Genomic DNA, 14753 nt, shown 5'->3' on the forward strand with positions numbered 1-14753 from the left:
GCTCCGGGCTTCTGTCACCGCATCGTCCCAATCGGAAGACCGGTTCCCATCCTCAACCCGCCCCCTCCAGCTTGTCCTGCGTCCGCGTATCGAAGTCGCTGGCCTCATGCCGCTCCCGAAGCTGCTCCTCCAGCGGCCCGTTCGCCTTGTTGACCATCCGCCCGCGCTTCACCGCAGGCCGCGCGTCGATCTGCTTCGCCCAGCGCAGCACATTCCCATAGCTCTGCACATCGAGGAACTCCGCCGCATCATAGGCCCGGCCCAGCGCGACCCCGCCATACCAGGGCCAGATCGCCATGTCCGCGATCGTATACTCATCCCCGGCAATATATTCATGCTCCGCCAGTTGCCGGTCCAGCACGTCCAACTGCCGCTTCGCCTCCATCGTATAGCGGTTGATCGCATATTCGAACTTCTCCGGCGCATAGGCGAAGAAATGGCCGAAACCTCCGCCCAGCAGCGGCGCGCTGCCCATCTGCCAGAACAGCCAGTTGAGCGTCTCGGTCCGCCTGGCCGGATCGGTCGGCAGGAAAGCGCCGAATTTCTCGGCCAGATAGATCAGGATCGATCCGGATTCGAACACCCGCCGGGGCGGAGAGACGCCATGGTCCATCAGCGCCGGGATCTTGCTGTTGGGATTGACCGATACGAAGCCGCTGCCGAACTGGTCGCCCTCGTTGATCCGGATCAGCCAGGCGTCATATTCGGCGTCCTTGCCCGCCGCCAACAGCTCCTCCAGCATGATCGTCACCTTCTGCCCATTGGGCGTGGCGAGCGAATAGAGCTGGAGCGGGTGCTTGCCGACCGGCAATTCCTTCTCATGGGTCGGCCCGGCGACCGGCCGGTTGATATTGGCGAAGGCGCCGCCGCTTTCCTTGTCCCAGGTCCAGACGCGCGGCGGAATATAGGCTGTGTCGGTCATGCAGGCGTCTCCTTCGAAGGCGGGAACGGGATGGGGCGGGCAGGGGCCCGCCGCTCCGGGCTAGGTAAGGATCGACCCTGTCCGGTGCAAACCCCGCATGATCAAAAAAGGCGGCGCGGCGGCCCCGGCTGCATTGGTCGCATTTTTTGCACGTGGAAGGCATTTCGTCGCTGCCCCGGCTGTCTCTGCCGGCAGGAAAGGCCTATAGCCGCCCGCGTCATCATGTCTTTCGCGCTGCGGTCGCGGGCGGCGGGACGAAAAAAATTTGCACGGGGCTCTTGATCGTCCGGCCTTCCCGTCCATATGAAACGGCGCTGGCACTCCCCGACAGGGAGTGCTAACAGATACGGGTTCATCGGGGAGAAGGAGCCGGAGTCGCGTGGCGATTCCACCCCCCTCCCATTCAACGTCGTAAAGAGGGAAAGGCAATCAACATGGCATTTCGTCCGTTGCATGACCGCGTTCTCGTTCGCCGCGTAGAGGCGGAAGAGAAGACTGCCGGCGGCATCATCATCCCCGACACCGCCAAGGAAAAGCCGCAGGAAGGCGAAATCGTCGCCGTCGGCACCGGCAGCAAGTCGGAAGACGGCAAGGTCACTCCGCTGGACGTCAAGGCCGGCGACCGCATCCTGTTCGGCAAGTGGTCGGGCACCGAGGTCAAGGTCGACGGTGAAGACCTGCTGATCATGAAGGAATCGGACATTCTCGGCGTCGTCGCGTAAAGCGGCGAAGCTGACGGTCATTCTATTTTTGGCGGATTTTCGTGCCTGTAACGGTGTGAACTTCGCAAGATTTGCAATTCTCAAAGAGAGGTAGAAGATCATGGCAGCGAAGGACGTAAAGTTTTCGCGTGACGCTCGTGAGCGCATCCTGCGCGGCGTCGACATCCTGGCCGACGCGGTCAAGGTGACCCTGGGCCCCAAGGGCCGCAACGTCGTCATCGACAAGAGCTTCGGCGCGCCCCGCATCACCAAGGACGGTGTTTCGGTCGCCAAGGAAATCGAACTGAAGGACAAGTTCGAGAATATGGGCGCCCAGATGGTGCGCGAAGTCGCTTCGAAGACCAACGACATCGCCGGTGACGGCACCACCACCGCGACCGTCCTCGCCCAGGCGATCGTTCGCGAAGGCATGAAGTCGGTGGCCGCCGGCATGAACCCGATGGACCTGAAGCGCGGCATCGACCTCGCCGTCGCCAAGGTGGTCGAGGACATCAAGGCCCGCTCGAAGCCGGTTGCCGGTTCGAACGAAGTCGCCCAGGTCGGCATCATCTCCGCCAATGGCGACCGTGAAGTCGGCGAAAAGATCGCCGAAGCCATGGACCGCGTCGGCAAGGAAGGCGTGATCACCGTCGAGGAAGCCAAGGGCCTCGATTTCGAACTGGACGTCGTCGAAGGCATGCAGTTCGACCGCGGCTACCTCTCGCCCTACTTCATCACCAACCCGGAAAAGATGCAGGTCGAACTGGCTGACCCCTACATCCTGATCCACGAGAAGAAGCTGTCGAACCTGCAGTCGATCCTGCCGATCCTCGAAGCCGTGGTTCAGTCGGGCCGTCCGCTCCTCATCATCGCGGAAGACATCGAAGGCGAAGCGCTGGCGACCTTGGTCGTCAACAAGCTGCGCGGCGGCCTGAAGGTCGCTGCGGTCAAGGCTCCGGGCTTCGGCGACCGCCGCAAGGCCATGCTGGAAGACATCGCCGTCCTGACCAAGGGCGAAGTCATCTCCGAAGACCTCGGCATCAAGCTTGAGAACGTGACCCTCGGCATGCTCGGCACCGCCAAGCGCGTCACCATCGACAAGGACAACACCACCATCGTCGATGGCGCCGGCGACGGCGAAGCGATCAAGGGCCGCACCGAGCAGATCCGCGCTCAGATCGAGACCACCACGTCCGACTATGACCGCGAAAAGCTGCAGGAGCGTCTGGCGAAGCTGGCTGGCGGCGTGGCCGTCATCAAGGTCGGCGGCGCGACCGAAGTCGAGGTGAAGGAGCGCAAGGACCGCGTCGACGACGCGCTGCACGCGACCCGCGCAGCCGTTGAAGAAGGCATCGTCCCCGGCGGCGGCACGGCCCTGCTGTACGCGACCAAGGCCCTCAAGGACCTCAAGGGCGCCAATGACGACCAGACCCGCGGCATCGACATCATCCGCAAGGCCATCGAAGCGCCGCTGCGCCAGATCGCCAGCAATGCGGGCGTCGACGGCGCCGTCGTCGCCGGCAACCTGCTGCGCGAAAATGACGAGACCAAGGGCTTCAACGCCGCGACCGACACTTATGAGAACCTCGTCGCCGCTGGCGTGATCGACCCGACCAAGGTCGTCCGCGCCGCGCTGCAGGACGCCGCTTCGGTGGCCGGCCTGCTGATCACGACCGAGGCGACCATTGCCGAACTGCCCTCCGACGACAAGGCGCCGATGGGCATGCCCGGCGGCGGCATGGGCGGCATGGGCGGCATGGACTTCTAAGACCGCGTTGCGGGCGGGCTCTTGGCTCGCCCGCGATGTTGGGAGTCCAAATCCGGAAAAAACGGAAAAGGCCGATGGAGCGATCCACCGGCCTTTTCCTGTCTTCGATCGTCAGGTTCCTCGCTTAAGCGGGGGCGTCCGGCCCCATTTGCCTGGCGCTTGCCTTAGATCAAATTCAGATTCTTCAAATATGTGCGCACCACATTGCGAGTGATGCCCAATGCTTCGGCGGTCTTGATCTGATTTCCATGGCATTGATGAAAGGCCTCCGTTATCGTGAAGGCGACCAGCCGGTCGAGCAGATGATCGTGCCCGCCATTCAGCAGCCGAGCGACGAAGGGCCTTGCCGCCTCTTCCAGCGCCGCGGGGTCGGCGGTCGGATCGGTCAATTCGCTGAGGTTGCCAAGACCGAGGTCGGCGGGCTGGATGCGCCCGCCCTCGCAGATCAGAGCGGCACGATGGATCGCATTTTCCAACTCGCGAATATTGCCGGGCCAACCATGACGGAACAACGCCTCCTCGGCCGCCGCGCTCAGTTCCAGCCGGTTGACGCCTGCCTTTGCACCATAGATTTCAAGGAAATGGCGCGCAAGGGGAAGAATATCGGCTCTGCGCTCCCGCAGTGGCAGAAGGGGTATGGATACGACCTGCAGGCGATAGAAAAGATCTGAACGGAAACGACCCTCGTTGACCGCCTGCTGCAATTCGACATTGGTCGCTGCGATGACGCGGACATTGAGCGGCACGGCCTTGCGCGAGCCCAGCCGAACGACTTCCCGTTCCTGCAATACCCGCAAGAGCTTCACCTGCAAGGGCAGGGAAAGGTCGCCCAGTTCGTCCAGGAACAACGTCCCGCCATTGGCCGCCTCGAACCATCCCGCCCGCGCGACATTGGCGCCTGTGAACGCGCCCTTTTCATAACCGAACAATTCGCCTTCGATCAGCGATTCGGAAAAGGCGCCGCAATTGACCGCGACGAAAGGCGTATGCGCCCGGTCGCTGAGGCTGTGCACATAGCGCGCGACCAGCTCCTTGCCGGTGCCAGTCTCCCCCATGATGAGGACATTGGCGTCGCTTGGGGCGACCCGTTCGATCAGCGGCAGCAGGGCGCGGGATCGTGGATCGTTGAAGATCAGCGCCCGGGCGCGAGGTCCCACGGCATGATGCCGAGCGCAATCATAAGCCAGCAGCGGACGGCCATCGTCGTTCTTGGCCGATACCAGACCCACTTCGGCCCGGTCTGCCGCGCGGCTGTGCGAACTGTTCCTCATAGCGTCTCCATCCCTGGCAGACATCAGGATAGCAGGTAATTGTCTTCTGAATTAGTAGAAAATAAAGTTTGGAGCCTAGCTGAGCTTTCAGTGAGACGGCCGGAGAGGGGTGGCCAGTTCCGCGCGCCGCTTCATGACGCTGCGCAAGGGTTCCGCGCAGATCCAGCCATCGACGTCCACAGGCGCTTCCAGAAATCCATGCAGCCACAGGAAATGCGCCTGAATCTTCAACATCTCCACGCGTTCATCCGACAGGTCGGGATGCAGGGCGCGATGGAAATTGTTGCGATAGGCCGCCTCTACGCCCTCCATGCCGGACAAGGTTTCCTGGGCAAGGATGGCGTTGAGGTCGGATGGATGGGCAGCCGCCCAATCGGCGGCACGCAAGCTCTGTTCCAGGAAGCGTTCGACCAGCGCCGGATGATGATCGATCATATGTTGGTGGACGACGATGGGGCGCGGCGTCCCGTTGTTCACCCGGGCGAGGCGGCTGGGATAGGCGTCGAGATCGATGCCTATCTCCAGCCCCAGGCGCTGCGCGGCTTCGGCGCCGGCCGCGCCTTTCACATAGACGGCGTCCACCCGGCCCGCCGCCAGCCACTCCAGGCCCAGCCAGAGGCGGCGCATCCCTTCCACGCTGGCCTGTTCGACGGGCGGGGCGGGGATTTCGATCAACTGCACGTCTTCCAGCGCAAGGCCGCCCAAAGCGAGAGCGCTCTTGATACCGTGCAGCGCCATGCCGCGGGCGATGCTCTCGCCATGGGTACGGCCATAGCCGGGCAGGGCGAATCGGAGCCCTTCGAGATCGGCAGGGTCCATGACGCCGACATCGGGCCTGACCATGATCGCCTGCCGCTCGTCGATCCAGGTCAGTCCTATCACTCGCGTCGGCGCACCCAACGCCCGCGCCGCCAGCGCCTGTATATTGCCCCCCTCGCGAAACAGATGGCGCGCCTGGTTTTCCGGATCGCTCGCGACCAGATTGAGGCCGAGTTCCTGAACCCGTCTGACGCTGATGCCGTCCTGTGCGAACGCCTCGGCCATCCAGCCTTTGGCGCAGGCCACGCCGGACGCTGCCGGTACCGGGCAGCGCGTCACCCAGACGCTGTCCAGAGGCGCGACCTTATTTGCCATTCCTGTTTCTCCACCTGTAGGCCGGCCTTCCCGACACCGACATAGGAATATATCCGTCGCAAGGCTCGTGCCAAAAGCCGCGATGCGGATGCGGAACGGTTCCGGGGCTCATCGCCGCTTCATTTCGCGCAATCGCGCGGTCGCCGCTGCGGCAAAATCACCAGCGCGCAATCGCTGCTGCCTTGGCCGGCCCGCACGGGACCGCCGGATTATCCGGTTGGCACATGACGTGCATCGGATGGGGGCAGAGCCTTCAACGGAGCCTGCATAGTGGCCAATCAGAATAGCGCGTCTTTTCTTTCCCGCCTTCGTCAATGGTTGACCGCCGCCATGGCGCTGCTGGGCTCTGCCCTGCTTGCAGGCTGCGGCGGGTCCGGCGGCGGAGACGGCGAGGTGGTCAAGACCCTGACCATCGCGTCCATCGCCTATCCGTATCAGGGCAAGCAGGTGTTCAACGGCCTGAACGGCGTCGTCATCCAGCAGGGCTGGCTGAAGGAGCAACTGGCGAAGAAGGGGATCGAGCTGGTCTTCACCCCGGTCTCTACCGCCGTGGGCGGGCCGCTCATCAATGAAGGCTTTTCCGGCAAGCGGATCGACTTCGCCTCCTATGGCGATTTTCCCGCCGCCATCGCCGTCGCGGGCGGCGTGCCGCTGAAGATCGTGGCGCCGGTGGGGCAGGGGCAGGACGTCTATATCGTCGCGCGCAAGGGGCTGGCGGCGAAAAGCCTGGCCGACCTCAAGGGCAAGCGGATCGCGCTCCATCGCGGACGGCCCTGGGAACTGCCCTTTTCCAAGCTGGTCGACAGCAGCGGCCTGAAGCTGGATGACTTCAAGATCGTCAACATCAACCCCTCGGCCACGCCCGCCGCGCTGGAATCCGGCAGCGTCGACGCCGCCGTGCTGCTGTCCGACGGGCTGCTGGTCGAGCAGAAGGGCATAGGTCATGTGATCTGGTCGACCAGGGATGCGCCCGCCGACTGGAAGATGCGCGCCGAACTGTTCGGCCGTGCGGACTTTGTCGACGCGCATCCGGAGCTGACCCAATTGGTGGTGGACGCCTTCGTCCGCGCCGCCGCATGGTCCTCCGACGAAGCGAACAAGGCCGAAGTCATCCGCAAGGCCGCGCGCGGCGCCCTGCCGGAAGGCATTGTGGCGAAGGATTATGCCAATAGCGGCATCCCCTGGCGGGAGCGTTTCTCGCCGGTCTTCAATCCGGCGGTGCTGGCGCATTACCGTTCGGTCGTGGATTATGCGCTGGAACGCGGCCTGATCCGCAAGAAGGTGGATGCCGATGCGCTGATCGATGAACGTTTCGTCGACAAGGCGCTCAAGGATTTGAAGCTGGAGCAGTTCTGGGCGCATGATGGCGGGGGGCAGGGCTGATGGCTTTTCCCCAAGGCAAGGCCGTCGCCGCGGCTTGGGCCGCGCCGGTCGCGCTGCTGGCGCTCTGGCAGGTCGCCTGCCTCAGCGGCCTGTTCCCGCCGCAAGTGCTGGTGCCGCCCAGCGTCGTCGCCCAGGCGCTGGCCGACATGGCCGCATCCGGCGAGTTGCAGCGACATGTCGGGGACAGCCTCTATCGGCTGCTGGTCGGCTTCGCCATCGGCGCGGGCGCGGGCATGGTCTTCGGCGCGGCGCTGGCACTGTCGCGGCTGGTCGAAGCCGTCCTGTCGCCGCTTTTCCTGACGCTCTGGCAGGTGCCCGTCATCGCCTTCGTGCCGCTGATGGTCATGTTCCTGGGGATCGATGAGCCCTTCAAGATCGCGGTCGTCGCCATCGCCGCCTTCTTCCCGATGGCGCTCGCCACCTTCGACGGCATCAGGGGCGTGCCGCGCAACTGGTTCGACGTCGCGAAAGTCTATCGCCTGAGCCTGCTCCAGTTGATCCGCCGCATCCTGCTGCCCGCCACTGTGCCCGCCGTGCTCACCGGCCTGCGCATTTCGCTGACCCGCGCCTGGGTCGTGCTGGTGGCGGCAGAGCTGCTCGCGGCGGACAGCGGCATCGGCCAGATGATGGAGATGGGGCGGCAATTGTTCCAGATCGACGTCGTGCTGGCGGGCGTGGTCGTCAGCGGTCTCATCGGCTTCCTGCTCGATCGCGGCGCCCGCTGGGTCGAAAGCCGCGCCACCCGCTGGAGGACGGCATGAAGGATCAACTTGCCCGCTGGCCTGTCCGGCTCGTCATCGGCCTCGTCGCGCCGCTGCTCCTCATCTTCCTGTGGCAGTGGCAGGCGAGCGCCCATTCGGTGACTTTCGCGCCGCCCGTTGCCGTCGCCTCCGCGCTGGCTGAACTGCTGCGCAACGGCGATCTGCTGCGCGACACGCTGGCCACGCTGCAACGCGCCTTTACCGGCCTTGCCATCGGCGCGCCGCTGGGCGTGGCGGCGGGCATCGCCATGGGCATATGGAAGCCGGTCGACCGGCTGCTGGGGCCGCTGCTTCACGCGCTGCGGCAGGTGCCGATGATCGGTTGGCTGCCCCTGATCGGCCTCTGGTTCGGCGTGGGGGAGGGGACGGAGCTGATCGTCGTCAGCATGTCCGCCTTCTTCCCGTCCATGCTCAACAGCCATGCGGGGGTCGCGCAGGTCGAGCGCCGCTATCTGGAGGTCGGCGGCATCTACCGCTTCACCACGCTCCAGCGCATCCGCTTCATCCTGCTGCCTGCCGCCATGCCGCTGGTGCTGACCGGCATCACCCAGGCGTTGGCCTTCGCCTGGATCTCCACCATCGGCACCGAATTGCTGACGGGCGCGGGGTCAGGGCTGGGCGTCGCCATGCAGACCGCGCAGGTCCAGCAGCGGCTGGACATCATGCTGGTGGTGATCGGCGTCACCGCCGCGCTCGGCTTCCTCATCAACCAGTTGTTCCGCCGCCTGCGCCAGTCCCTGCTGCGCTGGCAACCCGCTCAATCATGATCCGGAGAAACGGCATGAACCCCCACCCCCATGCTCGCGAAGACCTTGCCCAAGCGGCCGCCAGCCGGGGCGCGCTGACCGTCAGCGGTCTCGACAAGAGCTTCGACATCGGCGGCAAGCCGCGCAAGATATTGGACGGCATCAATCTGAACGTCCGCCCCGGCGAGTTCGTCAGCATCGTCGGCGCGTCGGGCTGCGGCAAGTCGACGCTGCTGCGTCTGATCGCGGGCCTCGACACCGATTATAGCGGCGAGCTGCGGCTGGACGGCGACCGCATCGCCACGACCAGCCTGGATCGCGGCATCGTGTTCCAGGACCACCGGCTCTTCCCCTGGATGACGCTGGAGCAGAATGTCGAACTGGCCCTGCTCAACACGGATACGCCGAAATCGCGCCGGGCGCAGATCGTGGCGGATCATATCGCGCTGGTGAACCTGAAGGGTTTCGAAAAAGCCTATCCCCACCAGCTTTCCGGCGGCATGGCGCAGCGCGCCGCCATTGCCCGCGCCCTGGTGACGGAGCCCAAGCTGCTGCTGCTCGACGAGCCTCTGGGCGCGCTCGACGCGCTGACCCGCGTCCATGTGCAGAATGAATTGCAGCGCATCTGGATGGCGCAGCGGTCGACCATGGTGATGGTGACGCATGATGTGGAGGAGGCGCTCTATCTGGGCGACCGGGTGATCGTGATGTCGCCCAATCCCGGCCGCATCCGCCGCATCGTGGAGGTTGACCTGCCCCATCCCCGCGACCGTCGCGCCCCGCTGCTGCATCGGTTGAAGGACGAGATATTGGCCGAACTCACTTCAGGCGCGGACGCCGCCGAAAGCGCCGACAATCTCGTCCATCTGCCCAGCCGGGAGGCGCGCTGATGAGCCGCGCCGCCGATCATCCTGTCGATTCCCTGTTCACAGACCGCTGGTCGCCGCGCAGCTTCACCGGAGAAGCGGTGCCGGATGCCGTGCTGCGCAGCGCCTTCGAAGCGGCTCGCTGGGCGCCCTCCGCGATGAACGCGCAGCCCTGGCGGTTCCTCGTCGCGCGACCGGGCGACCAATGGTGGGAGGCCTATCTCGCCTTCCTGATGCCGCGCAACCGCCTCTGGGCGGCGAAGGCGTCGGCGCTGGTGCTGATCCTGTCGGCGCGGGAACTGGAACGACGGGGCGAAAGGGTCGCCAATGGCTCGCACAGTTTCGACGCGGGCGCGGCCTGGGCCAATTTCGCGCATCAGGCGCTGCTGCTGGGATGGCATACCCATGGCATTGGCGGCTTCGACCGGGAAGCGGCGCGGCAAGGGCTGAACATCCCGCAGGATTTTGCCATCGAAGCCGTCATCGCGCTCGGCCGCAAGGGCGATCTGGCAGGGCTGGACGCCGAATTCCATGGCGCCGAAGCCCCCAATGGCCGCCGCCCGCTCGATGAAACCGTCTTTGCCGGAACGCTCGAACAGCCGGCCTTTGTCAAGGAAAGGGACGTCGCATGACGCTGAACATCCACTGGCGGCTCGATCCCGCCGCCGATCCGCAACGTTCCGAGCCGGGCGCATGGCGGCCCCTGCCTGCGTTGGCGCGGGACCGCCGGACGAGCACGCAGAACCGCTTCGACTATTATGTCCAGGTCGCGCAGGCCGCCGCGCAGACGGCCTTTGACGGGCTGTTCGTGCGTCACCGCATCGCCGCCGACGAAAGCCGCATCATCGCCGCCATCGTCGCCCGCGCCGCGCCGCGTCTGAATGTCGTGCCCGAATTTCCCGCTTCGGTCGGATCGGCGGTCTATGCCGCCAAGCAGGCGACGACCTTCCAGCGCGCAACGCATGGCCGCCTCGCGTGGGCGATCGCGCACGATGCCGAAGCGACCGATCGTCTGGCCGAAGCGGATTCCGTTAAGGATGGCGACCTTTCGCAAAGGCTGGAGGAATTTCTGACCGTGGCGCGCGGCGTGCACGAGCAGCGCCCGTTCAGCTACAAGGGCGCGCATTTCGAGGTCAAGAATGGCGGCTTCGACGCGCCGCTCAACCGGGTGCCCTTTCCGCGCATCTACTTGCAAGGCGAGGGGGAGGCGGCGCTGGCGCTTTCCGCCCGTCATGCCGACGTTCATCTGTTCCAGCCCGCCACCGCAGAGGCGCTGGCCAATGATATTGCCCGGCTGAACGCGCTGGCGAAGGGATGCCCTGTCGAGGCCGGGCTGATCCAGCCGCTGCTGGTGCGCGAGGACAGGGAAAGTGCAGAGCGCGACGCGCAACGCCTGCCGCTCGCTCCGGGCACGCTGATCGCGAGCTATGACGAAGCGGCAGAGCGGCTTGCGGGCTTTGCAGCATCCGGGATCACGCAACTGGTGCTGGAGGCAGTTCCCTCGCTGGAGGAAGCCTATCGCATTGGCCAGCATCTTCTGCCTCGCCTGCGCGCCCTCACCGGCGTCGCGCAACAGGCCGCCTGAGGAGACCGTCCCCATGTCCATCGACTTTTACTGGCGCCTGCCGACCCATGGCTGCCACAACAGCATCCAGACCAGCGGCTATGAGCGCGGCGACTGGTCGCCCCTCAGGCCCGGCAATATCGCCCCCGGCCTGGACCGCGAGGGAGATGCCGACCCGTTCACCTATATCGACCATCTGGCCGCCATCGCGCAGGCGGCGGAAAGCGTCGGCTTTCAGGGCGGGCTGATCCCGTCCTTCCCCAATACCGACGACCCGTGGGTCATCTCCTCGCTGCTGGCGCGGGAGACGAAGAGCTTTCGCTTCATGATCGCCTTCCAGCCCGGCTTCGGCAATCCGGTCCACACGGCGCGCATGGCCGCCAGCCTGCAACGCGCGACCGGCGGGCGGCTGCTGTTCAACATCATCACCGGCGGCGGCGGCCCGGCCCAGCTCTGGTGGGGCGACAGCTTCGCCCATGACGACCGCTATGGCCGCACCAGCGAATTTCTCGATATTTTCAAGGGCGTCTGGAAGTCTTCGGACTTCTCCTATGACGGGCGTTTCTACCAGTTGCGCGACGGCGGGCTCGCGCCGGTCCTTCAGGGCGAGGAATTTCCGGAGATCTGGTTCTCCGGATCGTCCGACGCGGCGCTCCAGACGGCGGCGCGCCATGCGGATTATTATCTCTCCTGGCTGGAGCCGTTCGACCAGCTTGGCGACAAGTTCGCCCGCGTCAAGGAACGCACGGCGACACTGGGCGGAGAGCAGAAATGCGCGGTGCGCGTCGATCTGGTCGCCCGCGCGACAGAGGAGGAAGCCTGGGCCGACATCGCCAGGGGCTTCGACAATGTGAGCGAGGAAACTCGCCAGCGCTGGCGCGGGCAGGCGACGGACTCCGTGGGCGCCGCCCGTCAGGCCGCGCTCCGCCCGACCGATGCGCGGCGCTATGACGAGCTGATCGTCGCGCCCAATCTCTGGGGCGGCTTCAACCTGCTGCGGGGCGGTCCTGCGCTGGGGATCGTCGGCAGCTACGAGCAATGCGCGGCCCGTCTGGACGAGCTGATCGCGCGGGGAACCGACGCCTTCATCCTGGCTGGCACGCCGCATCTGGAAGAAGCCTATCGCGTGGGCGAAGAGGTGCTGCCGTTGCTAGGCCGTCAGGCTCCGGCGTTACTGGCTGCTGCGGAATAGCCGATGGAATAGAGACACCGTGCTCCTGCCTTCGCAAGAGTTCGGGAAGCAAAAAGGGCGCCGGGAAATCCTCCCGGCGCCCTTTTCTTTTGACGAAAGGCCGGGGACCACCCGGCCTCCCCCTCATCAGAAGCGGAACAGCGCCGCCACGCCCGCCGTGCGCGGATCGGCCCAGGCAACCGTATCGCCGGTCACGCCCTGCGCCGCATTGGCGGCGGGCAGCGAGTGGTTCAGATAGCGGACGTCGAACAGATTGTTGACGAAGCCCGTCACGCTCAGCTTCTCGTCCGGCGTCGTGTAGGTGGCGCGGATATTGGTCAGCGTATAGGGCTTCTGCGCTAGATAATAGCGGTTCACCGTGTCCTGCGGCGTCACATAATAATATTGCCGCGACTGGTAACGGGCATCCGCCGCCAACTCCAGCGTGCCCAGCTCCGCCAGCGGGAAGCGATAGGAGCCGCCGACATTCAGCGTCACCTTGGGCGAACGGACGAAGCGCGCACCCGCCAGGCTGGTCGTGCTGTTCTGAACGATGAAGCGCGTATATTTGGTGTCGAGCAGGCCCAGCGCCGCGTTGAACTTCAGCCCCTCGACCGGCGCCAGCGCCAGTTCGAACTCCGCGCCATCGACCTTCGCCTTCGCCGCATTCTGGAGGTAGGAGACTGTCGCGCCGCCGACCGCGCCCGGATTGGGGCCGACGACATTCACCTGCACATCCTTATAGTCATAATGGAAGGCGGTGGCGTTGAAGGTCAGCAGCCCGTCGAACCAGCTCGACTTGTAACCGATCTCATAGGCGTCCAGCTTCTCCGGCCGCACTGCCGTCAATGCCACGGGCAGGGTCGCGGCGGTATTGAAGCCGCCCGACTTCACCCCATGCGAAAATTTCGCGTAGACCAGATTGTCGCGGTCGATGTTCCAGGAGGGTGTCACATCATAGGTGAAGGCGTCCCATGTGCGCTTGAGATCATTGCTGAAGGTGCCCGCGCCGCCGATGCTGCCGGTATAGCTGTTCCACCACTGCGCATAGTTGCTCCAGGTGAAGACCGCGCCCGGCGTCGTCGCGGCTGGGGATGCCCGGCGGTCGAAGTCCAGCGTCTTCGTCTCCCGCGTCCAGCGCCCGCCCAACGTCAGCTTGAGCGCGTCGGTGAAGCGGAAGGTCGTGCTGCCGAACACCGCGCCGCTCTCGGCCTTGTGCCGATAGGCCGTGTTGCTGAAGGCGAGGGCAGGGCCCGTGGGCGTGATCGCCTGAGCGGGCACCGCGCCCTGCGGCAGCGTGGCGGAGAAGGCGTTCGACCGGATCTTCTCGTTGAAATAGAAGGCGCCGACGATCCAGCTCAGCCGGTCCTCGCCGGAAGACGCCAGCCGCAATTCCTGCGTCCACTGGCTGGAACGCGCCTGCGTATAGCTGCGCGAGATTTCCAGCGGCGTATAGTCGGTGTCGCCCGCGCCGCGCGTGGTGAACCGTTCATAGCCGGCGATCCAGGTCAGCGCCGCGTTGCCCAGATCCCAGTCGACATGCAGCGACCCGCCAAACTGCTTGTTGCGGCTATATTCGGGCGCGTTGGTGCTGATGTCGTTGATGTCGGTCGACGGCGCATAGCCGTTGCGGACCACGCCGCTGGGAAGGTAGCTGGCCGTCGTCCAATAGGTGCCGTTGGTGTCGTAGTCGCGATAATGGACGCTGAGCAGCGCCTGCAGATTGTCGGTCGGCTTGGCCAGCAACTGGCCGCGGATCACATTGTCCTTGATCTCGTTCGACTTGTTGCCGGTATAGAGATTGTCGAACCGCCCGCCGCGATCGTCGAAGCGGAAGGACACGCGCGCCGCCAGCTTGTCGTCGACCAAAGTCGTGCCGATGCCGCCTTCCGCGATCTTGTTGTCGAAGCTGCCATATTCCAGCTTCACATAATTGTCGTCCTGGCCGTTCAGCGAGGGACGCTTGGAGATGATGTTGACCGCGCCTCCGGTGGTGTTCTTGCCCCAGAGCGTGCCCTGCGGGCCGCGCAGCACTTCCACCCGCTCCAGGTCGAACAGCGGCAGGCCGGTGGCGCTGCTGTTGCTGATATAGACGTCGTCCAGATAGAAGCCGACCGGATTGGCGAGATCGAGCTGCTGCTGGCCGGCGCCGACGCCGCGAATCCACCAGCGCGGGCGGCCATGCTGCTGCGTGCCGGCGGAGGCGTTGGGAACATAGTTCAGCACCTCATTGGCCGACCGGCCGAGGCCGCCGACGCTGAACAGATCCTTGTCGAAGGCGGTGACGGCCACCGGGACGTCCTGCAACCGTTCCTCGCGGCGCTGGGCGGTGACGACGATGCCTGCTCCGGCGTCCGCATCCGCCACTTCGGCCGGGACGGCGGGCGTTTCTTCGGCATGGGCGCCGGTTACATATGCCGCTGCAAGCAAGGCCAGGGCACTTGCGCCAAGGGCATGGCGGAACCG

The 14753-nt window shown here is 65.1% G+C and carries 13 protein-coding genes; 9 read left to right on the forward strand and 4 right to left on the reverse strand.

Going from position 1 to position 14753, the window contains the following annotated elements:
- Window positions 1-52: 52 nt before the first annotated feature.
- Window positions 53-922, reverse strand: coding sequence for a glutathione-dependent disulfide-bond oxidoreductase (gene yghU, locus TZ53_RS15985; protein WP_025549260.1), 870 nt, complete (start codon window positions 920-922; stop codon window positions 53-55).
- A 434-nt stretch (window positions 923-1356) separates the two neighbouring features.
- Here yghU and groES point away from each other — a divergent pair, with 434 nt between their 5' ends.
- Both groES and groL read left to right on the forward strand, forming a co-directional pair.
- Window positions 1357-1644 (forward strand): co-chaperone GroES, encoded by a 288-nt coding sequence (gene groES, locus TZ53_RS15990; protein ID WP_025549259.1) that lies wholly within the window; start codon window positions 1357-1359, stop codon window positions 1642-1644.
- Window positions 1645-1744: 100 nt separating this feature from the next.
- Complete coding sequence (gene groL / locus TZ53_RS15995; protein WP_025549258.1) at window positions 1745-3391, forward strand: chaperonin GroEL; 1647 nt, start codon at window positions 1745-1747, stop codon at window positions 3389-3391.
- Between the two features lie 164 nt (window positions 3392-3555).
- Here the strand turns inward: groL and TZ53_RS16000 are convergent, their stop codons facing one another.
- Together TZ53_RS16000 and TZ53_RS16005 are read right to left on the reverse strand one after the other, a co-directional pair.
- Complete coding sequence (locus TZ53_RS16000) at window positions 3556-4662, reverse strand: sigma-54 interaction domain-containing protein (RefSeq protein WP_082166291.1); 1107 nt, start codon at window positions 4660-4662, stop codon at window positions 3556-3558.
- Between the two features lie 87 nt (window positions 4663-4749).
- Entirely contained in the window at window positions 4750-5796 is a 1047-nt protein-coding gene (locus tag TZ53_RS16005; protein WP_044661918.1) for an ABC transporter substrate-binding protein, read from the reverse strand.
- Between the two features lie 270 nt (window positions 5797-6066).
- Between TZ53_RS16005 and TZ53_RS16010 the strand changes: the two genes are divergently transcribed.
- Genes TZ53_RS16010 through TZ53_RS16040 form a run of 7 tightly spaced genes read left to right on the forward strand, consistent with a single transcriptional unit; the run spans window position 6067 to window position 12308 of the window.
- Window positions 6067-7179: an ABC transporter substrate-binding protein gene (locus tag TZ53_RS16010; protein WP_229742609.1), complete on the forward strand. Its 1113-nt coding sequence runs from the start codon at window positions 6067-6069 to the stop codon at window positions 7177-7179.
- Window positions 7179-7940: an ABC transporter permease gene (locus tag TZ53_RS16015; RefSeq protein WP_044661920.1), complete on the forward strand. Its 762-nt coding sequence runs from the start codon at window positions 7179-7181 to the stop codon at window positions 7938-7940. The genes TZ53_RS16010 and TZ53_RS16015 overlap by 1 nt, the downstream gene beginning before the upstream one ends.
- A complete protein-coding gene (locus tag TZ53_RS16020; RefSeq protein WP_044661921.1) occupies window positions 7937-8707 on the forward strand; it encodes an ABC transporter permease in 771 nt (256 codons plus the stop codon). Before TZ53_RS16015 ends, TZ53_RS16020 begins: the two co-directional genes overlap by 4 nt.
- Before the next feature lie 14 nt (window positions 8708-8721).
- Window positions 8722-9576, forward strand: coding sequence for an ABC transporter ATP-binding protein (locus TZ53_RS16025; protein WP_044661922.1), 855 nt, complete (start codon window positions 8722-8724; stop codon window positions 9574-9576).
- A complete protein-coding gene (locus tag TZ53_RS16030) occupies window positions 9576-10184 on the forward strand; it encodes a nitroreductase family protein (protein WP_044661923.1) in 609 nt (202 codons plus the stop codon). Before TZ53_RS16025 ends, TZ53_RS16030 begins: the two co-directional genes overlap by 1 nt.
- A complete protein-coding gene (locus TZ53_RS16035) occupies window positions 10181-11137 on the forward strand; it encodes an LLM class flavin-dependent oxidoreductase (protein WP_044661924.1) in 957 nt (318 codons plus the stop codon). Before TZ53_RS16030 ends, TZ53_RS16035 begins: the two co-directional genes overlap by 4 nt.
- Before the next feature lie 13 nt (window positions 11138-11150).
- Entirely contained in the window at window positions 11151-12308 is a 1158-nt protein-coding gene (locus TZ53_RS16040) for an LLM class flavin-dependent oxidoreductase (protein ID WP_044661925.1), read from the forward strand.
- A 126-nt stretch (window positions 12309-12434) separates the two neighbouring features.
- Here the strand turns inward: TZ53_RS16040 and TZ53_RS16045 are convergent, their stop codons facing one another.
- On the reverse strand, window positions 12435-14717 hold the full coding sequence (locus tag TZ53_RS16045) for a TonB-dependent receptor (RefSeq protein ID WP_238320063.1): 2283 nt from the start codon (window positions 14715-14717) through the stop codon (window positions 12435-12437).
- Window positions 14718-14753: the final 36 nt, after the last annotated feature.

It is taken from the genome of Sphingobium sp. YBL2, assembly GCF_000943805.1.
Classification (GTDB): Bacteria; Pseudomonadota; Alphaproteobacteria; order Sphingomonadales; family Sphingomonadaceae; genus Sphingobium; species Sphingobium fuliginis.